At 37.9% G+C, this 24,626-nt stretch carries 22 protein-coding genes and 1 tRNA gene; 17 read left to right on the top strand and 6 right to left on the bottom strand.

From position 1 onward, the window contains the following. The first annotated feature begins 451 nt into the window (after positions 1-451). Positions 452-1,369, top strand: coding sequence for a glutaminase A (gene glsA, locus H8718_RS04780; protein ID WP_249331964.1), 918 nt, complete (start codon positions 452-454; stop codon positions 1,367-1,369). 39 nt (positions 1,370-1,408) lie between these two features. Here the strand turns inward: glsA and gltS are convergent, their stop codons facing one another. Next, positions 1,409-2,590: a sodium/glutamate symporter gene (gene gltS / locus H8718_RS04775; protein WP_249331963.1), complete on the bottom strand. Its 1,182-nt coding sequence runs from the start codon at positions 2,588-2,590 to the stop codon at positions 1,409-1,411. A 219-nt stretch (positions 2,591-2,809) separates the two neighbouring features. On the opposite strand from gltS, the gene H8718_RS04770 reads away from it, so the two are divergent. Next, entirely contained in the window at positions 2,810-3,538 is a 729-nt protein-coding gene (locus H8718_RS04770; RefSeq protein ID WP_249331961.1) for a hypothetical protein, read from the top strand. Positions 3,539-3,813: 275 nt separating this feature from the next. Continuing rightward, complete coding sequence (locus H8718_RS04765; protein ID WP_249331960.1) at positions 3,814-5,838, top strand: hypothetical protein; 2,025 nt, start codon at positions 3,814-3,816, stop codon at positions 5,836-5,838. A 70-nt stretch (positions 5,839-5,908) separates the two neighbouring features. On the opposite strand, the gene H8718_RS04760 is transcribed toward H8718_RS04765, so the two are convergent. Continuing rightward, on the bottom strand, positions 5,909-6,490 hold the full coding sequence (locus tag H8718_RS04760; protein WP_249331958.1) for a lysozyme: 582 nt from the start codon (positions 6,488-6,490) through the stop codon (positions 5,909-5,911). 563 nt (positions 6,491-7,053) lie between these two features. Further along, positions 7,054-8,028 carry a hypothetical protein gene (locus H8718_RS04755; RefSeq protein WP_249331957.1) on the bottom strand — a complete coding sequence of 325 codons (975 nt, stop codon included), beginning with the start codon at positions 8,026-8,028 and terminating at the stop codon, positions 7,054-7,056. 162 nt (positions 8,029-8,190) lie between these two features. On the opposite strand from H8718_RS04755, the gene H8718_RS04750 reads away from it, so the two are divergent. Continuing rightward, positions 8,191-8,261, top strand: a tRNA-Cys gene (locus H8718_RS04750). Positions 8,262-8,289: 28 nt separating this feature from the next. Here H8718_RS04750 and H8718_RS04745 read toward each other — a convergent pair. After that, complete coding sequence (locus H8718_RS04745; protein ID WP_249331956.1) at positions 8,290-8,763, bottom strand: VanZ family protein; 474 nt, start codon at positions 8,761-8,763, stop codon at positions 8,290-8,292. 75 nt (positions 8,764-8,838) lie between these two features. Here H8718_RS04745 and H8718_RS04740 point away from each other — a divergent pair, with 75 nt between their 5' ends. Further along, positions 8,839-9,600, top strand: a complete 762-nt coding sequence (locus tag H8718_RS04740; RefSeq protein ID WP_249331954.1) for a tyrosine-protein phosphatase — start codon at positions 8,839-8,841, stop codon at positions 9,598-9,600. Positions 9,601-9,662: 62 nt separating this feature from the next. Here H8718_RS04740 and H8718_RS04735 read toward each other — a convergent pair whose 3' ends face one another. Further along, a complete protein-coding gene (locus H8718_RS04735; protein ID WP_249331952.1) occupies positions 9,663-11,561 on the bottom strand; it encodes a polysaccharide biosynthesis protein in 1,899 nt (632 codons plus the stop codon). A 454-nt stretch (positions 11,562-12,015) separates the two neighbouring features. On the opposite strand from H8718_RS04735, the gene H8718_RS04730 reads away from it, so the two are divergent. The 4 genes from H8718_RS04730 to H8718_RS04715 all read left to right on the top strand — a co-directional run bounded on the left by H8718_RS04730 (position 12,016) and on the right by H8718_RS04715 (position 15,397). Further along, positions 12,016-12,213, top strand: coding sequence for a hypothetical protein (locus H8718_RS04730; RefSeq protein WP_249331950.1), 198 nt, complete (start codon positions 12,016-12,018; stop codon positions 12,211-12,213). Between the two features lie 19 nt (positions 12,214-12,232). Next, entirely contained in the window at positions 12,233-12,820 is a 588-nt protein-coding gene (locus H8718_RS04725; protein WP_249331949.1) for a transglutaminase-like domain-containing protein, read from the top strand. 63 nt (positions 12,821-12,883) lie between these two features. Then, positions 12,884-14,569 carry an ABC transporter ATP-binding protein gene (locus H8718_RS04720; protein WP_249331948.1) on the top strand — a complete coding sequence of 562 codons (1,686 nt, stop codon included), beginning with the start codon at positions 12,884-12,886 and terminating at the stop codon, positions 14,567-14,569. Between the two features lie 3 nt (positions 14,570-14,572). After that, positions 14,573-15,397, top strand: coding sequence for an energy-coupling factor transporter transmembrane component T family protein (locus H8718_RS04715; RefSeq protein ID WP_249331946.1), 825 nt, complete (start codon positions 14,573-14,575; stop codon positions 15,395-15,397). A gap of 695 nt (positions 15,398-16,092) precedes the next feature. On the opposite strand, the gene H8718_RS04710 is transcribed toward H8718_RS04715, so the two are convergent. Next, positions 16,093-16,545 carry a hypothetical protein gene (locus H8718_RS04710; protein ID WP_249331944.1) on the bottom strand — a complete coding sequence of 151 codons (453 nt, stop codon included), beginning with the start codon at positions 16,543-16,545 and terminating at the stop codon, positions 16,093-16,095. Between the two features lie 204 nt (positions 16,546-16,749). Between H8718_RS04710 and H8718_RS04705 the strand changes: the two genes are divergently transcribed. The 8 genes from H8718_RS04705 (at position 16,750) to H8718_RS04670 (ending at position 24,552) form a co-directional block, all read left to right on the top strand. Beyond that, entirely contained in the window at positions 16,750-17,259 is a 510-nt protein-coding gene (locus H8718_RS04705; RefSeq protein ID WP_249331942.1) for a sigma-70 family RNA polymerase sigma factor, read from the top strand. Between the two features lie 66 nt (positions 17,260-17,325). Further along, on the top strand, positions 17,326-17,523 hold the full coding sequence (locus H8718_RS04700) for a DUF1659 domain-containing protein (protein ID WP_249331941.1): 198 nt from the start codon (positions 17,326-17,328) through the stop codon (positions 17,521-17,523). A 50-nt stretch (positions 17,524-17,573) separates the two neighbouring features. Further along, a complete protein-coding gene (locus tag H8718_RS04695; RefSeq protein WP_249331939.1) occupies positions 17,574-17,804 on the top strand; it encodes a DUF2922 domain-containing protein in 231 nt (76 codons plus the stop codon). A 945-nt stretch (positions 17,805-18,749) separates the two neighbouring features. After that, the gene (locus tag H8718_RS04690; protein ID WP_177670389.1) at positions 18,750-18,890 is read left to right on the top strand and encodes a YvrJ family protein; all 141 of its coding nucleotides are present in this window, start codon (positions 18,750-18,752) and stop codon (positions 18,888-18,890) included. 178 nt (positions 18,891-19,068) lie between these two features. Then, positions 19,069-21,081 carry an S-layer homology domain-containing protein gene (locus H8718_RS04685; RefSeq protein WP_249331937.1) on the top strand — a complete coding sequence of 671 codons (2,013 nt, stop codon included), beginning with the start codon at positions 19,069-19,071 and terminating at the stop codon, positions 21,079-21,081. Between the two features lie 136 nt (positions 21,082-21,217). Further along, positions 21,218-22,021, top strand: coding sequence for a LysM peptidoglycan-binding domain-containing protein (locus H8718_RS04680; RefSeq protein ID WP_177670393.1), 804 nt, complete (start codon positions 21,218-21,220; stop codon positions 22,019-22,021). Between the two features lie 38 nt (positions 22,022-22,059). Further along, entirely contained in the window at positions 22,060-22,755 is a 696-nt protein-coding gene (locus H8718_RS04675) for a response regulator (protein WP_249331935.1), read from the top strand. Between the two features lie 3 nt (positions 22,756-22,758). Continuing rightward, entirely contained in the window at positions 22,759-24,552 is a 1,794-nt protein-coding gene (locus H8718_RS04670; RefSeq protein WP_249331933.1) for an ATP-binding protein, read from the top strand. The last annotated feature ends 74 nt before the right edge of the window (positions 24,553-24,626 follow it).

Genomic DNA, 24,626 nt, shown 5'->3' with positions numbered 1-24,626 from the left:
TAAAAACATTGTAAGGAAGTGGGTCAATTCTAGGTGTAAATCTAGGGTGGGTCAACTTTAAGTATAAATATCTAGATTTACTAGTTACAAGACCTGGGTCTAATTTAAACGTAAATTTTAAAAAAAGTGGGTCAGAACAGCTTGAAAATCTACATTAATAGAAGAACAAATGACAATTAAAGAATATATGGACCCGTTTACGGGTGAGCCGGTAAAAAAGAGCAAATAAAAGAGCCTCTTTAGAGGCTGCTTGAAAAAATATGCAGTTGGCGAACTATTCAATATGCCTTAAGGCATTGCTAGTAACATGCCCTTATAGGGCTAGAGCAAACCACCCGTTAGACGGGTGGTTATGATTCATAAGGGATAAATTTCATGATAATCCACATAGATAAGAGAATTTGAAGTAAAATAAGATAAAAGATTTTACGTCAATATCTGGGAGGGAGACATGGAAAAAATATTACAACAAGCCTTAGAACATGGAAAAAAATATACCCATTTAGGAAAGAGTGCAGGTTATATACCAGAATTACAAAAAGTGCCGGCTACAGACCTTGGTATTTATATAGAAACTTTAGAGGGCGATGCATATGGTGTAGGGGATTACGAGAAAAAGTTTACGATACAGAGTATTTCTAAAGTACTGGTTTTAACTTTAGCTTTAATGGATAATGGACCGGATAAGGTCTTTGAAAAAGTAGGTATGGAAGCGACAGGTGATCCTTTTAATTCTATCGTTAAGCTGGAGCTTAAAAGTCTTCAAAAGCCTCTTAATCCTATGATTAATGCAGGGGCTATAGCCACCACCTCTCTTATAGGCGGGAAGGATGGAACAGAGCAAATTGAAAGGATTGTAGAATTTGCTAGGCTTGTATCTGGGAATGCTAGTATTGGGATTAATGAAGCTGTTTACAAATCAGAAGCTCAGACAGGAGATAGAAATAGGTCACTTGCTTATTTTATGAAAAGTTGTGGCGTTATTTTGGAAGACGTAGAGGCTTTAATCCACGTTTATTTTAAGCAATGTGCTATGGAAATGACTTGTAAGGACTTAGCAAGAATAGGTGCCCTTTATAGTAACAATGGCATTTGTCTAGAAACAGGTAAACAAATCATTCCTAAATCCATTACACGAATGGTAACAGCGATTATGACGACGTGTGGTTTATACGATGCATCAGGTGAATTTGCTGTTCAAGTAGGTGTACCGGCTAAGTCTGGTGTAGGCGGCGGTATACTGGCTACTGTCCCTAATAAGCTAGGAATAGGGGTATATGGCCCTGCCCTTGATGAAAAAGGGAATTCGACAGGTGGGATCAAGATGCTCTCTTATCTTTCAGATGCACTGGAATTAAGTATTTTCTAAGAAAAAAGGTATCTTACCCTAAAAGTAAGATACCTTTTTTTAATGAAGTAAATTAATAAAGATGGTAATAACAGTGGAATTGACAAAATCAATGAAAAGGCAACCGACAATCGGAACGACCAAATAAGGTGTAGGAGAAAAGCCGTAACGATTCGTAAGCTCATCCATATTGGCAATAGCATTAGGGGTTGCGCCCATTCCAAAGCCACATAGGGCAGAGGCAAAGACGGCTGCTTCATAGTTTTTGCCCATAACACGGTAAGTAATAAAGTAAGCAAAAGCACCTGCTAAAAGAACTTGAGCAAGAAGCATGACAAGCAGTGGAAGAGCCAGGTCGAAAAGTTCCCAAAGTTTAAGTCCCATAAGTGCCATAGTTAAAAAGAAAGATAAACTTAAGCTTCCTAAGGCTTCTATTTCTGCTTCAGCTAAGGCTTTATGTCTAAAATCATAAAGGTTACGCATAACAGCTGCCACAATCATAGCGCCTATATAAGATGGAAAGGCAAGTCCAATTCCTTCAAGAGCAGAAGATACAATAGAGCCAAGTCCCATAGCGATAAAAAGGAAGCAAGCAGCAGACATAAGCTTTTTAAGGGATAAAATATCCGAGTTTTCTTCGTTATAACCGCCTGCAGGGTTTGTATGAGGTGTTTCAAGTTTATGACGAAGGATAAGCCCTCTTGCCACAAGACCACCGATGATACTTCCCATAATAAGACCGAAAGTAGCAGAAGCAAATGAAACGGTCGTTGCGCTGCTTACACCCAGGGATTCAAGCATGGGTCCAAAAGAGCCAGAAGTACCATGACCACCCACCATCGGAATGGAACCTGTAGCAAGTCCAAGTAATGGGGATAAATCAAAGAGGCTAGCCAGTGTAACCCCTACAATGTTCTGTAAAATAACAAGTACAGTCGAAACGAGTAAAAAGGTAATCACTTTAATACCACCTTTTTGAAGGATCTTAATACTTGCTGTAAAGCCTATACTGGTAAAGAAAGCTGTCATAAAAATATTTTGAAGCGTCGTATCCAGTACAAGCGTAACTAGGCCTGTTTGATTAAAAAAGAGAATCACTAAGGCAAAGAGGAAACCACCTACAACGGCTGGAGGAATACAATATTTAGTGAATAAAGGTATGCGATTTTTAAGATATTTTCCTAAATAAAAAACTACAGCAACAAGTGCCATTGTTTGATAGATATCAAATTGAAATGTCATATCCGTCACGTCCTATTAAAGTGTTTGGATTATAATTGTATACAATTATACTGTAATATAGATAACACTATAGCATACTTAGATTTGCATGTAAATATTTTTTTGTGTACTCATGTATAAAGACTAAAATGTGTAAGAGGTATTCTAGATTTGTAGCCAATGCTTGTGTTAATCTTATACTGTAATATAAAATAGGTGTAAAGAGTAAGGGGGACACAAATGAAAAAATGGCAGAAAATAACCTTTGTAGCGATAGGCATGGTACTTCTTGGATTAGGGGGAGTAGCCCTATGGCAAAGGGAAAACCTACAAGCGGTATATGAAGCGATGTATTATAATCCAGAGGAATTAGGCAGTCAAATACAGTCTACGAAACAGGAAGTAGAGAGGGTTCTAGAAAAGTATGATCTGGAGTCTATAAGAAGACTTACACCCGAGGAGGAAGAACAAGTGAAAAAGGGAGAACTCTCCTTAGAAGAAGCTGTGGAACGTATGATGCCTACAAGGAATGAGGAAGAGGCAGGAACGAAGGAAGAAGGATTAGAATCTCAGGATACACCTGAAGCTAAACCTGAAACGACACCTCAGACTGTATCTAAGAAGGAAAGTGATCTCGTTAAAGCCTCTACAGTAAAAATGTATGAGCTTCAAGCGAAATATCTTGGTTTACTAGGAGAATTAGAAGCAAGAGGGATGCAGGCACTAAGAGCCATTCCAAGTGACCAACGTACGGTGAAGAAGATGATGAGCGTAGGCATGCCTTTTGTGCAGAAGGGCTTAGCACTAGAAAGTCAGTGTGATGGTGAAGTCGAGAATGTCCTCCATCATTTAAAAGAAGAACTTGTAGCTATAGGAGCAGACTATGACATTGTAGAGACCATGAGACAGGCCTATTATACAGAAAAAAGATTAAAGAAAGCCTATTACCTTTCTTTAATTCCTAAATAGAAGGAGAAAAGAGTCCTAGATAACGAAGTTATCTAGGACTCTTTGTATTTTAGGTGAAGCAATGACTGGATAGATAGAGGAGAGCTCATAAAGGAGTAATAAGATATTTGAATATAAAAAATATTGATAATTAAAGCTGATAAATCATAACATATATATAGGAATATAAATAGAATTTACTTTAGAAGAAGTAAAAATTTACAAAAAATAGGAAACTTAAAAAGGAGATTTGTATAAAATGTCTTAGAGGTAAAAATAAGAAAGGGGAGTAAGGGATGTTTAAAAAATTAAGAAAGATGCTCACATTAGGAGTCGTAGCAAGTATGGTCTTATCAGGATGTTCGAGCGCAAAGGCCCCTGCCCAAAACAGTGGTCAAACAAAGCCTACGAAACAGGAGAAGGAAGAGGAGGCAAAGCATGAGGAAGCACCTATTGTGATACGTTATGGTTCTCATGTAGCCAGTGAGGAAGATCCTTATTATAAGGACCCTGTGACAGGAGAATATGTCATGGATGAGGAGAACAGGCTGATTAAGATTCAGGCATTAGAACAGCTGAAAGAAGAAATGAATGTAGAGCTTGAGTTTGTTCAGTATACAGGAGATGTAACAGAAGTTTTGCTTCAAAGTGTGTTATCTGGAGATCCTATTTGTGATGTGGCACGTATCTGGACTAATGGTCAGGGTACTATCCTAGGACAGAATGTCTTGCAGCCTCTTGATGATTATGTAGACTTATTAGGAGACAATCCTATGCCACCTATCTATGGGCATTATTACTTTATTGAGGATTCCCCAATGGGCAGGCCGCTTTCCCCTCTTGTTTTTAATATTTCTTACCTAGAAGAAGTCGATGCGCTTAAAGAAAATGGTAAGACTGTTTACCCGACAGACTTATATAAACAAGGTAAATGGACTTGGAGTGTTTTTAAAGATTACTTAGCAAAGATTGATGCGCATTTTGCCAATAGTCAGGCACCAGAAAGACCAGAGCAAAGAATAGAAGCGTATTGGACAGATTATACAGAAGCTTTAGTTCAGGCACTTCACGCCAATGGAAGTAGTATCTATGGCGCTAAAGGTTTAGAAATTGATACACCTAGAACTATTGAAACGGTTAATTATATAGGCGATTTAATCCATACAAGATTATTAAAAACAACCCTTGCTGAAGGAACCAGTTCACCTGTTTATAGTGATCAAGCGGGTGCTTTTGAACGTGGGGAAAGTGTTTTTTCCAATATTGAAACATGGCGTTTAAGTTATATTTCTCCTAAACTGGCAGAGTGGGGACAGTCTATCGGTATTATTCCTTTCCCAAGGCCTGATCATATGGCACCAGATGACCCAGAGTATGTATTATCTTGTACACCAGGGGAAAGTTTTGGTGTTTTAAGAGGTGTTCCAGAGGAGAAAGTAGGCGTAGCGATTAAGGCAGTAAGAAGATACTGGGAGATTTGTAGCGAGCTTTATCGTGAACGTGATAAAGAACTTGGTGTTGAAGAAGGCGTTGATTCTTGGTTTATGAATACTTTTGATGTGTTCCATCCTGAAATTGGGCAAGATATGCTAGAAATTTATGAAACGACTAAGACGCCTGTTACAGAACTGGGTCTTACAACAGGTGTTTACTGGCCATTTATGAGTATTGCAGGAGATGCACTTTATGGTTTTGGCACAAGTGATTATGCAATCGCTGTTGAGGCTAAGAAAGGGGATATTGTTCAGAAGATTGAAGAGATGCAAACCCTTTTAAGTTTTGATCAGGCACGTGATAATATTAAACCGGTTATTGAACAAGTCGAAGATAAGGCACTTGTATTTGAGGTCGGTGTAGACCCTCAATCTGTGGACTGGAAGACTTACTTTACAGCGAAAGATAATATAGATGGACCATTAGATATGACGCAGGCAACATTTGATACAAGTACTATTGACTTTAATAAGGTAGGTGACTACACAGAAGGGATTAGAGTAAGTATGACAGATTCTGCAGAAAATACGAGACAGTCTCAGTTTAAAGTAACCCTATATGATCCTAATAATACGACTGAGCCGACCATTACTTTAAAAGCAGATTATCGCACCCTTAAACTGGATGAAGATACTGCGGCTATTAATTGGAAGAATGACTTTGTAGAATCTGCTTTCGATAAAGATGGTCTCGATATTAAGGCTACCATCACAGCCGATTTATCAGAACTGGATACTTCTACAAAAGGCACCTACAATGTGCCACTTACTGCTGTAGATTATGCAGGCAATAGTGTAACAGTTATAGCCGAAGTAGTCGTTGAATAAGCATATTAAAATAGGCAGAGATAACACCTCGTTATCTCTGCCTATTTTAATTGGAAACTGTATAGAGAAACTACATTTTGGTTGCAACCTTAATCATAAGGTCTCGGACGTTTGCCTGGGTATAAGTCCTGTCTTTCCAAATCTGTGGTGAGGTAATAATCTGAGCTTCTACCAAGGTGTCTATAGCCCGCTCATAGAGGGGATCTTCAGGTGGGGTTAAAAAGCGTTCCATTTCTGCAGTACGCCTTCTAGTAAGGCCTTGTAATACTTGACCACCAGCTTTATTCCAGCGTAAAAATTCCTGGGCAGCACCCAGGATGTCTCCTTGGTTAAGCTTTTTAAGGAGTGTACTGGTTTTAAGAGCGCCCTTGCCGCAATTATAAGTAAAGCTGACTAAAGCATCAAATTGATTTTGGTGGATAGGATAGGTGACAGAGGTCTTGACTGCTTGCTCATAGGATTTAAGATGGTCTAGGAGTAATGTATCAGCTTGCTGCTGGGTAATACGCATACCTTCGTGAGGGCGAATGCCATGAATAGGTTCTGTAGTTCCCCAGCCAATGGTCCATACACCTGCGGGGCACTTATAGGCAGTAAGCTTACAGCCTTCGAAGTGTTTGATGAGTTCGATTCCAGCTTGGGATATTTGCATGATGGATTTTCTCCTTTCAAATCAAAGATCAATCGAATAGTAAATGCGTAAGCACAAAAAGCCAAGCACTATGACAGTTCCCCCTTTAAAACACTGCATAGGCTTGGCTTTTTAGGTGTGGCAGAAGTAGCATCTTAATGGTAAAGCCAGTGGACTTAAGGGATGGAAGGGAGAAACCGCTCTGCTGACCCGCTATAGGGACCTGGTGGGTATAATCCGCACCTGCCGCTTACAGGGATGCCCGTGCATGTATAAGGGCCAGGTGGGAGGTAGCACCTAGGGACGTATAGAGGTGTCGTAGGATAGGCTTACCTTTCCGTTACTTTTGCCAAAGGCTTAAAGTATAAGAAGTGCTAAGAATAGGAAACCTTACTGGCCTTGCTGCCACGGCATAGACCAGAAGGGGTGTAAGCCAGAATGCCTTATACGAGAAGGGGGGACTCGAATAAGGAAAATGGCTTACAAAATGTAAGATGCATGCACTGCCTAGGATGTGTTTTGCATTTTACATAGACTATATAGTCCTATGTAGGAGAAATTCCCCGATTTTTTTTAAAGAAATTTTAAAGGGGGCCATAATGGGCATCTAAATAGGCGGATTCATTGGCCTCAAGTTCTTGAATATCAAAGTTATGGGTATACATACGCATAAACTTATGAGGAGGCTTAGAAGAAGGTTGCTGCATAGTCAGTGAAGGCGCTGAAGGAGAAACATAGGGTGTAGGGCTAGATGTGAGTGCAGGAGGTTGTTGGAAGGGGAGGTAAGCCCCTTCTAAGATGGTAAAGAACTTATCCGGCCGAATAATCCAGCTAAAGAGGGCGCGCCATTTATGGAATTTGCCTCTCCCACATAGAAAGTCAGATTGCTCCACCATTTTAAAGCCTTGTTCCAGTGTGATGAAAAGGTCTAAGCCTTTCTCCCTAATTTGGTCACAGAGTGAAGCAAGGAGTTTTTGACACTTATGAGACAGATAGGACACTTGAGCCAAGCTAGGGCAGTTGGTGTGGAAAAGGTGGAGGATTTGTGGATAATCAGGTTCAGATGTGTGAGGGGTGTGCATAGTTTGAGGGTTAGCTGAAGCAGAGCTAGTCTGTAGAGTCTGTCTACATGATTCTGGTGTATAATCTGTTGAAGAAGTATAGTCTAATGAATAAGGAAGTCTATCTTCTAAATTTCTAAGAAGTGAAGAGGCTTCATCATTATTACGCAGGTAGTAGGTAAGTTTCTTAATACGGTCATAGTAAGAGAGATAGAGCTTGCCGCAAAACTTATCCTTACTCTTTAGAAATTCCGTTTTGGATTTATAGATCTTGCCAATATGCTTAAAGGCTGTGCGAAACTCTGTCTTGGTAAAGCCCATCTCTTCGATCCAGCTATCTCCTATGTGGTAATGCTCGTCCTGACAAGGCTCTAAAAATTTATAAAAAGCCTCTCCATTGGTATGGTTAAACCAGTATTCCAGTTGGCACATGAGTAAGCTTGCAGTAATACTTCCTGTAAAGGCATTAAGCTGGGGGCAATATTTCAGTGTTTTCATTTGTAATCCTCCTAAGTTTTAATTGATGATTTACATACACCTCCTATATAGTCCTAAGTAAGGAAAATTCCCCGAAAAATTTTAAAAATATTTAGCTTGTCTTAACGCAAGTACAGTCTTGCCAGATAGATAAAAATAGAGTATAATAAAGATAAGAAATGGGGCGGCATAGCCAAGTGGTAAGGCAGAGGTCTGCAACACCTTCATCACCAGTTCAAATCTGGTTGCCGCCTTTATGAGAAAAGCACTTAGAACTTAGTTCTAAGTGCTTTTTTGTTTAAAGCGTTTAAATAAATGAAAGAAACCGTAAGCAATGGAAAAAAGAACAAGGCTACAAGAAATACCGAGCATATCCTTAGCCCAGTCTACCCATTCAAAGGCGCGCCCTATAGAGTTTAGCTGAATCAGTTCATCACAGAGAGCTGTAAGCATGCCAAAGAATAAGGTGAAAAGGGTAGACTTCACATAACCTACATGGCCAAGAGAGCAGGTTAAAAGGCTTATGCATCCAAGGATAAAGAATAAGCCCATATGTGCAAGGTCACGTATAAAGTTGTTCGTGAGGGTTAACGTGAAGCTCGAAGGAATAGGTAGTGCTTCGATAAGCGTAGCTAGGATACGTGTCGTTTCCTGACTTAGGGCATTTGAGTGTGTAGCATCCTGCATAGAGAGGCTAAAGATGAAGCCTACGGTACCTATAAGGAGTAAGAAAGATAGAAAAATATATTTTTTCATAGTGTACCTCCTGAAATAGAATGGGTATAATAAAATTATACACGAGTTAACAAGTAGAGAGTGAGGAGCAATAGAATGATTGATTTTCATACACATATTTTGCCCGCTATAGATGACGGGAGTAGAAGCGTAGAAGAATCTCTAGCGATCTTTAAGCAACAACATCAAGAAGGTGTACAAGCTCTTGTAGCGACGCCGCACTTCTATCCAGATGATCAATTAGAGGCGTTTCTTCAGCGTAGAGACTTAGCTGCAGAGCAGTTTGAACAGGCACTACAAGCTGAAGGCTTACTGGGTCAGGTAAAGCTTAAAAAAGGAGCTGAAGTACTCTTATCTGTTGATACATGGAAAATAGAGAACTTAGAAGCACTCTGTATTACAGGAACAAAGTATATTTTGCTTGAGATGCCTTATAGTAAATGGTCTGATTGGATTTATACAAGTGTGCAAAATATCATTGATAACCATAAACTTATTCCTGTGATTGCCCATGTGGAACGCTATGATACAGTGATGGAAGACCCGAATCAGCTTCTGCGTTTTATAGAAATGGGTGCTTTATTGCAAATGAATACCTATTCTTTACAGAAGAAGTCGAGTAAATATAAGTTAGCCCATAAATTATTAAAACATCATATGATACATATACTCGGTTCAGATGTGCATAGAGCAAAAGGCCTTATGCCTATTAAGGAAGGTTATAGGCTCATAGAGATGCAGCATGGTGGGCAGATGGTAGCCAATATGTTACAAATAGGGGAATCTCTTTATAAAGGAGAGGCCGTTACATGTGAAAGACCAACTCCTTTAAAGAAAAGATTTGGCATATGGTTTTAGATGAAAAGAGAGAAGGAGGTTGTAAAGGATTTTACAACCTCCTTCTTTTAGCTTTAAAAAGACTAAGAAACTTTTGTTTCTTGATTTGGCCTTAACTCTGTACATCCATTAGGTGAGATGCGATAAGTTGGTACCACGTGATGAAGTGCCTCACGTAAGTCACAGTCTGATTCTAAAGCGTTATGTAAGTAATGAAGTGACTGATTAAGTTCGGCAAAGGTGATATCACTTGGTTTGCCAATGAAGATTTTATCAGAAGAGGTATTTGTTATACCTTCTTCGTCCATAAGGAGTTCTTCAAAGAGTTTTTCACCTGGTCTAAGGCCGGAGAAGACAATGTCCACATCTTTATAAGGTTCAAGACCGGATAGGCGAATGAAGTTAAGGGCTAAATCTAAAATTTTAACAGGTTGCCCCATATCTAAAACAAAAATTTCGCCTCCTTCAGCAAAAGACATAGCTTGAAGGATAAGACGCACAGCTTCTGGAATCGTCATAAAGTAACGGATAATATCAGGATGTGTAACCGTTAGTGGACCACCTGCTTCTAACTGACGCTTAAAGAGTGGGATAACACTCCCATTACTACCGAGTACATTGCCAAAACGTACAGCAACAAAGTCTGTATGTTTGGTAGTCTTATTAATTGATTGGACAATAAGTTCACATAAGCGTTTTGTAGCCCCCATGACATTGGTTGGATTAACGGCTTTATCGGTAGAGATGAGGACAAACTTTTTAACCTTATACTCCCTTGCACAAAGGGCTACATTATAAGTCCCAAAGACATTGTTTTTAATGGCTTCGCTCGGGCTATCTTCCATAAGGGGGACATGTTTATGCGCAGCAGCATGGAAGACTAAATCAGGTTGGTAAGTTTCAAAAATTTCATTAAGTTTTATTTTATCCCTTACAGAGCCAATGAGGACAGTAAGAGATTCTCTTGGAAAGCCCTTAAGAAGGAGCTCATTTTGGATATCATAAGCATTATTTTCATAAATATCAAAGATAATAAGGCGACTTGGATTAAAACTACTAATTTGTCTACAAAGCTCGGAGCCAATTGAGCCGCCTCCACCTGTTACAAGTACGGTACGATTTGTAATGTCATTTTCGATTTTAGTAGAGTCTAAAACGATTTCATCACGTCCAAGTAAGTCTTCGATTCGGACACTGCGTACTTGATAAGTCTGATCCTCTTCATTAATAGCACTTGAAATACCAGAGAAAATCTTAAGGTGACAGTTGGTTTCGCTGCAAAGATTTAAGATTTCTGAAGTACGTTCACGGCCTATAGAAGGCATCGCTAAAATAATGGTATCCACGTTATAGATTTCTACAAATTTTTGTATATTTTCGATAGGCCCTCTAATAGGCACACCATTTAATGAAGAGAAGTGTTTGGTGCGATTATCATCTAGAGCGGCTACAATTTTATAGGTATGATTTGGATTTTTTTTAGATTCTTTAATAATAAGAGCAGCAGCATCTCCAGCGCCAATGAGAAGAACTCTATTTTTCGTGGTACCATTAAGATGTCCTTTTAAGGCATTATAACTCTTAGAGAATTTGCTTAAAATACGGTTAACAAATTTGTAGCTAAAGCGTGACAAAATGAGTAGCAAAAGAACTAAGCTGGTATAGATAAGGTAAACACTTAATGGAAAAGTGACATCGGTAACATTACCATAAATAAAAAAGAGCAGAGAAGATAAGCAAGTTGCGCCTCCTATGTAGAGTAACTCACGGCTTGTAATATAGCGAAGTAAACACTTATGGAGTTTAAAGGCAATATTGATAATAAGATGGATTAAAGTAAGAACAATCCACTGAGCAGCGTAAGCTTTTAAGTATTGTGCTGGAATGAATCCCTCAAAGCGCAAAAAGAGCGCAACAAAAAAAGCAATATTAATAAGAATAATATCACTCATTAATAAGATTGATTTGTAAATAATAGGCATAGCAAGCCCTCCCCATAAATTTTTAAGCATATTAATTTTAACACAAGTAAAAAAATGCATCAATTATTATGTTTAAAAATGTAGAAAAAGGTAGGAAGAATTGTAAATAATTCATAACCTATTAAAGTTTTTGCTTGTTCGTTGATTGATATAACATAGAAATTATAAATTGATAAAGAATATTATAAGTATATAAATACAATAGATAATACAAAATGTATTAAATTGTTAAAATTGCGATATAATATGACTGCGATTTTAGTTAAGGGGACAACTTATAGAGTAACAGATACAATCATAGAAAACAGTTGCTAAGCTTAGGGAGCAAGGTAGCTGTTTTTTATGTGTAAACAGAAAATATGAAGTAGGAAGGTGGTACAAATTTAGACAATAAGTCTTCATTTAGCATATACTAAGTATAAAAAGAGAGTAATTTAGAGGGAGGCTGAAAGCTATGAAAAGCTGGTTTTATAAAAGTATCGTATTTATTATAATAGGATTAAGTTTTCTAAAGATAAACCTTGATGCGAACCAAGTGGTCATCGACCAAAAGGATATCGATAAAGGTATTGTACATATAAGCTATGTAAGCCCTAATAAAAGGAGACTTAAGGTGATCATTGGGAAGGGGAGAGGGGAAGTATGTTTATAATTTAGATGAAGGGGGGAAGGTGGATACTTATCCTCTTCAAATGGGGAATGGCACCTACAAAATTAGTGTCTTAGAAAATACGAAGGCGGATAAATTTAGATTGGTTAAGTGTACAGAGGTGGAGCTGAATATGGAAAAAATTGAGGAGGTATACCTTAATTCTATTCAAAATATTGATTGGCAGGAATCGTCTATGGCAGTCAAAGAAGGGGAAAAAATTACCCAGGGAATAGAGCAGAAGAATGAATGCGTAAGGCGTTTGTATGATTATGTGATAAGGGAGTATACTTATGATTATGATAAACTTGCCACCTTGCCCAGTACGTACCTTCCTGATATTGATAAGATTGTTGAGGAGAAGACGGGGATTTGTTATGATTTTGCCTCACTTTATGCAGTCCTGTTAAGGAGTCAAGGTATTCCTGTGAAGTTGGTCAAAGGTTATACATCGAATGCCAAGGGGTATCACGCCTGGAATGAGGTTTATGATGAAGAGACAGGGGAATGGCATATTATTGATATCACTTATGATTTACAAGCCAGAGGGAAGTGGCAAGTACACATGTTTAAAGATGTAAACGAATATAAAAAGATTGGTGAATATTAGAGCATTTGACAAAGGAAAATATAGATTTTATAATAAAATTTACGATATAAGGAGGACAGTGTGATGGGTATTTGTTTTAAAAATTTTTCATTTCAATATGATAATCTCAAAAATCCTACCTTAAAGCATATTAACCTGGGGATAGGAACTGGCGAGAAAGTATTAATCGCAGGACCAAGTGGAAGTGGAAAATCGACCCTTGCACATTGTCTGAACGGTCTTATTCCTCATGCTTATAAAGGAAAGATGTCAGGTGAACTCTTATTAGACGGTGAGCCTTTATATGGCAAAAGCTTAGAGGCAATTAGTAAAAAGGTAGGAACGATCCTTCAAGATGCAGATGGTCAGTTCATTGCACTAAGCGTAGGCGAAGATGTGGCCTTTGCCTTTGAAAATGATAGTATGCCTGTACCCCATATGCATGAAAAGGTAGAAGAGATTCTAAAGAACTTTAGTATGGAGGCTTTTAGTGAGCAAAGTCCTCAAAACTTAAGTGGTGGTCAAAAGCAAAAGGTAGCTATGGCAGGGGTTATGGCTATGAAAACAGATATCTTGCTTTTTGATGAGCCTTTAGCTAACCTTGACCCTATGAGTGGTCAGCTTGCTATGGATACCATTGATGCCCTCCATAAAGGAACGGATAAAACAATTATTGTAGTGGAGCATCGTATTGAAGATGTACTTTCGCATCATTTTGATCGAGTGGTACTAGTAAGTAAAGGTGAAATCGTCTTTAACGGCACACCAGATGAAGTGTTACGTAGCGGTGTACTTGAAGAAAATGGTTTAAGAGAGCCCCTTTATATAGAAGTACTTAAAAACTGTGAGATTGATTTAAAGGAAGAAAGCACGCTAACAGATATAAGTACGCTTACAAAATATAAAGATAAAGTCATGCAAGTATTAGGGGACTTAAAACCTACTCAGGAAAAAGATGAACATGAAGTTTTACTTGAATGTAAAAATTTACAGTTTGCTTATGATAAGGAAAGAGGTAATATCTTAAAGGATATTTCCTTTAACGTATATAAAGGAGAGTTCCTAGCTATTCTCGGCAATAATGGGGCAGGAAAATCGACCTTATTAAAGGCCCTTACAGGTTTCTGTAAGTTAGATCAAGGTGAAGTACGTTATGAAGGGCAAGATATAACCAAGTGGTCTATTCGTAAACGTGCAGACGTGATAGGGTATGTGATGCAAAATCCAAATCATATGATTACGAAATATATGATTTATGATGAAGTAGCCTTCGGACTTCGTAACTTTGGTTATGCTGAAGAAGAGGTTAAAGTAAGAGTTACAGAAGCCTTAGAAAAATGTGGACTTGCGCCTTATAAAAAGTGGCCAGTAGCTTCTTTAAGCTATGGTCAGAAAAAGCGTGTAACCATTGCTTCGATCTTAGCACTTAAACCTAAAGTGATTGTGCTCGATGAGCCTACAGCAGGCCAAGACCATAAAAACTATACAGAGTTTATGAACTTCCTTATGACGCTTAAAGAGGAAGGCATTACAGTGATCATGATTACACATGATATTCAGCTTGCTTTAGAATATGCAGATAGAGCTATTGTTTTATCAAGTGGACAGATTTTAGCAGACGACACCATTTATCATGTACTGAGTCAAAAAGAAGTTATGGAAACAGCTAACTTAAAAGACACTTCTATTAGTACATTAGCAAGACTTTATGGTGTAGAAGATGAAAGTACATTCTTAAAGCAAGTGATTCAAAAAGGGAGAGAACATTAACCCATGAATAATACAGGTTCATTATATATTGATAAGCCTTCTTTCCTTCATCAGTTAGATGGCGGTGTGAAGCTCATATGGGTTGTCTTATGGAGTATTTTTACTTTCATGTTTATGGACATCCGTATCTTTTTAGCCCTTATTGTCATTGGGGCTATCCTTTTGTACTGTTCCAAAATAGAATTTAGACGCATGCGTGTACTGATTGGATTTATTCTAGGCTTTACCCTGTTTAACTCCATCCTGCTGCTTATCCTGACACCTAACCATGGGTCAGAGCTGGCAGGTTCTACAACAGTACTTTTTAAAATAGGTTTTTATACCCTTACTTTAGAAAACTTATTTTATGTCCTTACGATTTCATGTAAGTATATTGCCTTACTGCCGATTACGCTGATTTTCTTATTTACAACACATCCAAGTAAATTTGCAAGCAGCTTAAACCGTATTGGTGTACCTTACAAAGTGGCCTATACCGTAAGTATTGCACTTCGTTATGTGCCAGATATTCAGGCAGAAGTAAAGCACATCATTATGGCTCAAGAGGCAAGAGGTGTAGCCTTCAAGAGAGGTGATGCGCCTGTTATGACCATCTTAAAGAATTACATGAGCGTCCTTATACCGCTCGTACTTGGGTCACTTGATCGTATTGAAGTCGTTTCTAACGCTATGGATCTACGTGGATTTGGTAAAGATAAAACAAGAACATGGTATGTAAGAGAGCCTTTTACACGCTTAGACATTGTAGCTCTTGTAATTGGAATCCTCTTCATTGCTGTTGGACTTATTTTAAAAGCGAATATAGGATACTTCTGGTATCCATTTTAAATGAAAAAAGAAGGAGTCGTTGTATAACGACTCCTTCTTTTGCGTATGGAGAGTATAGAGCTTTTAGGAAGGGGCGTCGTGGTAATTGAATTCTCCTCCACCTGCTTCTCGGAGGATGTCGGTCTGTGGCCTACTCCTACTACGGCTTCACTTCCAGTGGCTAAGAATGTGTAAGCTCGGTATTCACAAGAACGCTCATAACTCCCTTCGGTCAAACAATTCGCTAAGTACCTTGTTCACACACTCACTAACGCATTCTAAGCGCACCTCCATAAAGTAGCCTGCGTAGGAGTAGACCACATCCCTTCATCTTTCCTACATTGGATTCTATCGCTAGTACAGAAGAGGGCGAGTGGTGAGGGATTCTCCGGAATATGCCTACGTAACTTTCAGGCAAGAAACACATGATATGAAAAAGTGATGTATCTCGTCACACTGTTTGAGTGAAGAGGAGCGTAGCGAAACGTAGCGTTAATAAGCTTAGGCCCTATACAGGATAGGTGGGATATTCTGTAAGCTTCCTTTGAAGGAATACCTAGAATCTCTTTGTGAAGATAGATGCATGGTTTTTAGCTGTATGTTTGAGGCGTAGCCGAGTTTGCAGCGTTCATGCATCTATCAAGCTTAGAGATTCTTAGCATTCTGGAAACAGAAGCTGGAAGAGTATCATCACCTAGCCTGGACGGGATTCTTGGTTATGCTTCTAATAGTACTCTCGTTTCTTTATAGGCGTAACCAAGGAGTTTAGCATCTTTCATTTTATGAGCGATATAGGTATCGCTTGAGCAAGTGGCGAGAGTTGTGCCATCAGTAAAAGTAATGACACCATCTTGATAGCTTTTGATGGCGCTAACAAGAACATAACCGAAAGCACCATCTTGGCGTCCGATAGGTTTGCGCATCTTAACGGGAATAAAAATGTAGGCCGGAGAAAGTAAGAGAGGCAAGTTACCTTTTGAATGCAGAATGCGGCTAGAGCAGTTCCTAACAGCTACAGGGTCTAGATAAAGTTGGTAGAACATACGGTAAATGTAGTTCTTAATAGGAAAGCAGTAAGTCGATTTTGTGCCATCAGAAAGTAAGGTGTAAGTCATATTATGACCATAATCATCGTAGAAAGGAACGATAGCCTGACATAGATAATACATCTCATCATCTCCTTAAATTATAAAGTGGAACATATGTTTGGTATTAAGAGTATTATAGTAAGTCTTCTTATAAATTGCAAGAATATTTAGGATAAAAAGTTAAATTATTATAAAAATTTGACGAAGTATGGATTCTTCTTTTGAAAATGAATTTGATAAAGTAAGGGTGCGCAAATTAAACAAGCTGCAGCGGAAAGGTTTGTTATGACAAAAGAAGAAATCTACATATTGTGGAATAAGTTTGCTCCTTTGTGGAAAAGTTGGGCTAGAAAACTAAGTTATGTGGATGATGAACAAGAAGATTTATATCAAGAAAGCTATTTACTCTTAATGAGAGCCTTACAGCATTATGATCAGCTGAAAGGGGTGCCTTTTGAAGCTTACTATAAAATGGTGCTTTATAGATGGGGTAAAAAGTATCGTAACAAAATGAGAGCTCATCTTATGCAGGATCAAGATTTAGAGTGGTATAGTGACCTTACAGGCACAGCAGATGATTTTGTTAGAGAAGTCGTACAGCAAGAAGAGTATAAAAGATTGGAAGAAGGTATGAAAAGATTGAAACCTTCAGAATGTCTCGTTATAAGGAAGTTTTATTTTGAAGAAAAACTTCTTGGAGAAATAGCAATTGAGTTAGGCATTACGGTTAAGGCAGTTGCAGGACGTAAAGAAAGGGCACTTAAAAAATTAGAAAAAATTTTTCGGGGAATTTGAGAGACATAGGACTATATATAAGGTGTAAGCACCGGAGCTTAATAAAAAATCAAGGAGGAATGCAAAATGGCAGTAAACACTAAAAAAGATGAAGTAAAAGTTGTATTAAAATTTACAAAAGGATCTCAGACACTGGCTCATTGTAACCAAAGTGCAACAGATGAATCCCTTTATAACTTAGGGGAAGCGATTGGGAGCTTAAATGCAGAAAGCTTAGAAGAGATCATGAAGGTAACAGAAGAGCAGCTTATTAAGACAGTCTAATAGAGAAAAAACAGAGTACATGGAATAAATCAAATTTAGGAGGTAGGAATATGGAAATTACAAAAAGAAGTTTAGTACTTGTATTTGGTACACCAGCAGGTAAAGAGGAGACAATCACGATTTCGAATCCGGGTGAATCACTTGAAGGAACTCAGATTAAGGCCGTTATGGATACAGTACTGGCAACTGGAGCCGTTGGCGAAAAGTCAGCAGTAGATAGCATTGTAGGTGCTAAATATGTGATTCAACAAGTGGATGAAGTGAATTTGGAGCAAGCATAGAGTGCAAGATGGCTTAGGGATATAGGTGGGGGAGCCACTCCTTCGTATTCGTGTCATGATTTTGGAAAAATCTAAGCTCCTTTTTCAAATGAACGCTGCAAACTCGCTAACGCTCAAACATGCAGCTAAAATCCATTTAAAAAACTCACTAAGATTTTTCAGTCAAAATCCTTCCAATGAATACTACGGAGTGTCTCTCCCACTTTTGGAGCCCTAGGGATATCTTGCACATAGAATACTTGGTTAGGGATATAGATGGTAGGGGCTACTTCTCCATATTCGTCTCAAAAGCTTGGAAAAATCTAAACTCCTTTTAAAAATGAACGCCATAAACTCGCTACGCTCAAACATATGGCTAAATACCATTTTAAAAACTCATTAAGATTTTTTAGCCAAGCTTCATCGAATGAATATTACGAAGTACCCCTGCCATCTCTGAAGCCCTAGGAATATCTTGTGCATAGAAATGCTTGCTGAGGGAACTAGGTGGGAGAGGCACTCCTCCGTATTCGTGTCATGACTTTGGAAAAATCCCTCCAATAAATACTACGGAGTCCCTCTCCCACCTTTGGAGCCCTAGGGATATCTTGCATACAGAATACTTGCTTAGGGATATAGATGGTAGGGGCTACTTCTCCATATTCGTCTCAAAAGCTTGGAAAAATCTAAACTCCTTTTAAAAATGAACGCCATAAACTCGCTACGCTCAAACATATGGCTAAATACCATTTTAAAAACTCATTAAGATTTTTTAGCCAAGCTTCATCGAATGAATATTACGAAGTACTCCTGCCATCTCTGAAGCCCTAGGAATATCTTGTGCATAGAAATGCTTGTTTAGGGAACTAGGTGGGAGAGATCCTCCCACCTTTGAGCCCATAAGGATATTTTGCATATAGGAAAGGATAAAGATAAAAAAGCATGGGATGAAGGGAGGAAGTACAGATGGAAGAGATTTTAAGTGGTATTAGTAATTTTGGTTTTCCGATTATATTGTCTATGTATTTGCTTATTCGTATTGAGGGGAAGATGGACAAGTTATCGGAAACCATTGCCAAACTAAGTAGTGCTCTCGAGAAATTTTAAGGGTCCCATCCTAGAAAAGATGGGACTTTTTTATGCTTATTGATAGGTAGTTTAAAAGTAAGATTTCAAGTATATTACATCAAAGTTAAAAAATGTTGAACAATGTTAGTTTGAATTGTATTTTAGTATTTAATCTATTAGAATAGAAGTTAGATTAAATATTAGGGAGGCTGTATTTATGAGAAAGCATTATTCTAAGTTGCTCCTTGCTCTTGGGATGGCAGGTGTTATGTCAGTTAATATTTTTGCGGCAGTAACATTTAAAGATGTTTCAAATACACACTGGGCTTATCCAGCGATTAGCTATATGCAAGAGAAAGGTTATATGTCAAGAAATAGCAGTGGCGAATTCCTTCCATCATCTGAGGTAACTTATTTTGAACTTGCTGAAATCCTTGCTAAGGCAACAGGTTACCAAGACGAACTCGTTGTTAAAGACATGGATCCGACTTTAAAGAAACAAATTGCAGATAACTATGCCGTTCAAAAACCACTACTTAAAACTTATTCCGATAAGTATAAGTCATGGGAATCACGTTGTAATGAAGAGATTGCTTATTTAATTGGTAGAGGTTACTTAAGCAAAGATGAATTAAGTAAATTCATGGTTAAGACAGCAGATGGCAAAGAAGTAAAAAACATTGTAACGAAACAGGATTTAGCGACTTTCCTTGTACGTGTTATTGGGAAAGAAAAAACTGCTAAAGAGAGTTACACAGGGAAAACACCATTTGCAGATCATGATTTAATTAAAGAAGAAAATAGACCTTATGTGGCATACCTTAACAAAAATGGTCTTTTAAATGGTGATGCAAAAGGTAACATGGGTGCCAATACAAAAGTAACACGTGCTCTTTGTGCACAAATGACTTATAGTGCGCTTATGTTTAAAGATAAACTTGAACAAGCAGAAAAGCCAGTTACACCTGAAAAACCTGTTACACCAGAGGCGCCAGCAGATGATAATACTTTTGAAGGTAGAGTAGCAAAAATAGTAGCAAAAACAGATGGAAGTGGTGGAAGCTACTTACAGATTGAAGTAAATGGAAGCAATAAATTCTATACCGCTACTAAAGATACAAAAGTTGTAGATAGCAATAACAGCGCATTAAGCTTTGATGCAGTGAAAGCAAATGCAAAAGTAAAAGTAACAATGGCAAAGGAAAACGGTGTAGAAGTACTGACTAAAATTCAAATTTTAGATGAGAAAGATACAACCCCAAGTACGAAACCAGAAGGAGATAAGGATCAGACAGCAGAAGAAGTGACAACTTACAAAGGAACGATTGAAAACATTGGAAGAAGTGGTTCAATCTCTGTTCTTACTTCAGGGAAAACTGTAACTTATAAAGTAGAAGATAACTGTGAAATCCTTTACCAAGGGGAAGAACTTGCCTTTGAAGACCTTAATGTAGGGGACAATGTCCGTATCTATGTAGAAGACTTAGGCGTTACTAAAATTAATGTTTTAAAACGTCAAGAAGTCGAAAATGAAAAAATGGATGTGGAATTCCTTAAGAGTGTACGTAAACCTGATGGCTATAAAGTAACCGTAGTCGAAAAGGGCAAAGAAAAAGAAGTATTAGTAAGCACTGATGTAGAGGTAATACGTAATGGTAAATCAGTAGATGTGAGTGATTTACGTATAGGGGATAAGCTTACTGTGAAAATGGAAGGGAATGAAGCTATAGAAATCGAAGCAACTGCAACGACTGAAAGCTTTATTGGGACTGTAGAGAGCATTATCCTTGCTCAAAATCCACAACTTGTTGTTCTCTCAAAAGGTGAGAAAAAGACAGTTAGTGTTACAAATAATACAGAGCTTTATGATGCCAGCCAAAGAGTGGATACAGTACTGAGAGAAATCCAATTAGGTTCTAAAGTAGAAGTGCTCACAGAAAGTAAGGAAGCTATCTCAGTAGTGATTAAAGATGCGCCAAGCCAAATTACTTATAAAGGAACTGTAGAAAATGTAGGTCAAGGTGCTAAATACATAGATGTATTAGTAGAATATGATGCAGTGACTGGTGAAACGATGACCGTAAAACGCATTAATGTACCAAGCCAGGTAGAGATCATTGTAGATAAAGAAAAAGGCTACAGAAATCAAATTAAAAAAGATATGGAAGTTCTTGTTACATTCAACTACGGTGAAGAGATGTATCCAGAATCTATAGAAGTCATTCGATAATGCATAGAAGAGAGGTTAATGCCAAAAGATAACTGTGGCAATAACCTCTTTTTTCTTTGATTTAGCCATGAGAAACTGGTATGATTGTAAAGAGAAGGGGTATTTCCTGCATGTGGGACCAATAGGAGGTAGAACCATGAGAAGAAAATCAAAAACAATTTACTTAAGCAATACAAAAAGAAGACGTAACCGTGCAAATCCAAAAGCTATTTTAATGGGCATTATTGCAATAGGTGCCCTTGGAGGGACAGCATTTGCTTTTTTACCAAATGCCTATGCAGTGAGTGTAGGTGGGGAAGTCATTGGTTATGTCGATAAAAAAGAGTACATAGATACGGCTTTACAAACTGTAGAAAAACAGTTAGAAAATAAATATAACACAGAAGTGCAAATTGAAGGTTTAGATGAACTAAAAAAAGTACATGCCAGCAAAAAGGACATGATTGATCCGAATAAATTACCAAGCTATTTAAGAGAAAACATGGATGTAACACTGAAGTTCCAAAAGCTTTTTGTAGATGGTAAAGAAATTGCGGTTATTGAGTCAGAAGAAGTTTTAGATGAACTTAAAGAAGAACTTAAAGATGTGTATTTTGATGATAAAAATGTAAAAGCTGAATTTAAAAATAAAGTCAAACTAGAAGAAGTTTATACAACAGAAGATGAGCTCGTGGATATGGAAACCCTAGTAGACTTATGTAAGAAACGTCAAAGAAAAGAAGTAACTTATACGGTAGCGGATGGGGATACGCTATGGGGAATTGCAAGTAAGCTCGGGATAGATGTACAAAGCCTTATGGATGCCAATGAAGGGGTAACTTCTACATTAAAGATTGGACAAGAGCTTAAAGCAACTGTACGTATTCCAGTACTAGGGCTTGAACTTATAGAGGAACCAGCAAAAGAAACAAATAAAGAAGCGGTAAAAGAAACACCGTAAAGCATATAAATAAATATAGAAAGAGTGGGGGGATTTTAATGCAAACGATCGCCATTATTGAAGATGAGAAACCAATCTCAGATATTATCAAATACAACCTTGAAAAGGAAGGCTATAAAGTATGTACGGCCTATGATGGAGAAGAAGGCTTAAAACTCATAGAAGCAGTAGACCCTGACCTCATTTTACTCGATATTATGATGCCTAAATTAGATGGACTCGAGGTTTGTAAACGTGTTAGGCAAGTCAAAGAGACACCTATTATTCTGCTTACAGCTAAGGCTGAAGAAATTGATAAAGTAGTAGGCTTAGAGCTTGGTGCAGATGACTATATGACAAAGCCTTTTGGTATGCGTGAGTTAAGTGCTAGGGTAAAAGCAAACCTTAGAAGAAGCCATATACAAGCAGAAAAATTATCAGTAAGTGAAGAAAAGAAAGTCTTAGAAGAAGATAATTTACTTATTGACCTTGTGAAATACGAAGCCAGTAAAGATGGAAGAAATCTCGACCTGACTTTAAGAGAATTTGAGCTTCTTAAGTTTTTAGCCATGCAAAAAGGTAAGGTATTCTCAAGAGAAATGTTACTTGAGAAAGTATGGGGATATGAATACTATGGGGATGTAAGAACAGTAGATGTAACCATTAGAAGATTAAGAGAGAAGATAGAAGACGACCCATCTAAAGCAAGTTTCGTACTCACTAAACGTGGAGTAGGCTACTATTTCAGAGGCTAACTTATGAGAACCAGTATACAGTGGAAAATTGTAGTAATTTATCTAAGTGTTGTCTTTGTGATTATGGTAGTGAGTGGAAGCTTTATCATTTGTAATATTGAAGATACACACTATGAAAAGATTAAACGTGAATTAATGTCTTCTGCAGAGACGATAGAGGGAAGACTTGGTGTATCGAGTGGAGCAGACTTTGAAGAGAGTATGGATAAAGTAGAAAGTACACTATCGACTATGGTGGCACTGAATCAGCATGCTATTTATATATTAGCGCCTAATGGAGAGGTGCTTTTAGGCTCTAAGTCAGAGCCAGCTGTAGGGGAGATTATGGTGTCGGATGTACTACCAGAAGTGATTGCTAAGAAGACACCACAAACTCTTGAATGGCCACTTTTTGCCTATAAGGAAGCCAAATATGATTATATAGAACATGATAGGCCTATCTTAGACGCTACAACAGGTGAAATTCTTGTTATTATTTGTGTAAGAGCAGATGCTACAGATATTTATGATAATGTTTTTAGTGTCATGAAGACCATTACCCTTGCAGCTATGATTGCCATGGGGATTGCAGCTGTATTTAGTGCGATTTTCGCTAGAATGATTACAGTGCCTATTAAGCAGCTTACGAAAAGTTCTAAGCAGCTTGCAGCAGGGTCCTTTAGTCGCATTCCTATTTATTCGGAGGATGAGATTGGGCAGCTTACCCAAAGTTTTAATTACATGGCAGCAGAGCTTAGTAAGACCATGACTGCTATATCGAGTGAAAAGAGTAAGCTGGAGAAGATTTTAGAGAATATGGCAGATGGGGTTATGGCCTTTAATAGACAGGGCGTCCTTATTCATGCCAATTCTGTATGTTATGAAATGCTAGGAAATACCAATATGGATCATCGTTTTGACTTTATCTTTCCAAAGTTAGGTGTAGAGGTATCCTTTGATAAGCTCCTTGCTGAAGAAAGTAATGGTGAGCGAGTTAAGAATGAAGAAGGTATCATGATGGCACTCGAGGATAAATTCTACAATCTCCATTTTGCACCTTATATGAATGCAAGAGGAGAAAGTGAAGGTGTTGTTGTGGTGATGCAAGATGTTACAACTCAGCAGAAGCTTGATCAGATGCGTAAAGAGTTTGTAGCCAATGTATCGCATGAACTTCGTACACCTCTTACAACCGTTAAAAGCTATACGGAAACCCTTATAGATGGTGCCATTGACGATCGAGAAATTGCCATGCAGTTTCTATCCGTTATGGAGAAGGAAGCAGACCGTATGACGACGCTGGTACAAGATTTGCTTGAGCTTTCACGTATCGATAATAAGCAGATGCAGCTGGATATGAGGCCTCTTGATCTAAAAGAAATTGTAAAAGAAACAATAGAAGCACAGAAGATTCATATTGAGAAAAAAGGTCATCGCATTATTTATGAGGCAGATGAAGAGATGATTTATAATATGATAGGAGATAGTGCGAGAATCAGACAAATCTTACACAACATCTTATCAAATGCCATAAAATATAGTATAGATCCAGGAACCATTCATGTGAAACTGTATAAGAACCCAAATATTATTACACTTCAAGTAAAAGATACAGGAATCGGTATTGCTAAACCAGACTTAGAGCGTATTTTTGAAAGGTTCTTTAGGGTAGATAAAGCGCGCTCCAGAAGTCAGGGAGGTACAGGGCTTGGACTATCTATTGTAAAAGAGATGGTAGAACTTCATCATGGCAAAATCAGTATTACAAGTAAGCCTGGAAAAGGTACGACAGTAACAGTGCAATTTAATGTAAGCTAAACGTTATGCCTTTGTAATATAACTGTAAAATAACTAATATATACTATAAATAGGAGTATTACAGTCAAAAACTA

This window comes from Zhenhengia yiwuensis, assembly GCF_014384995.1.
GTDB lineage: Bacteria > Bacillota > Clostridia > Lachnospirales > Cellulosilyticaceae > Zhenhengia > Zhenhengia yiwuensis.
This window is presented reverse-complemented; position numbering and strand designations above follow the sequence as displayed.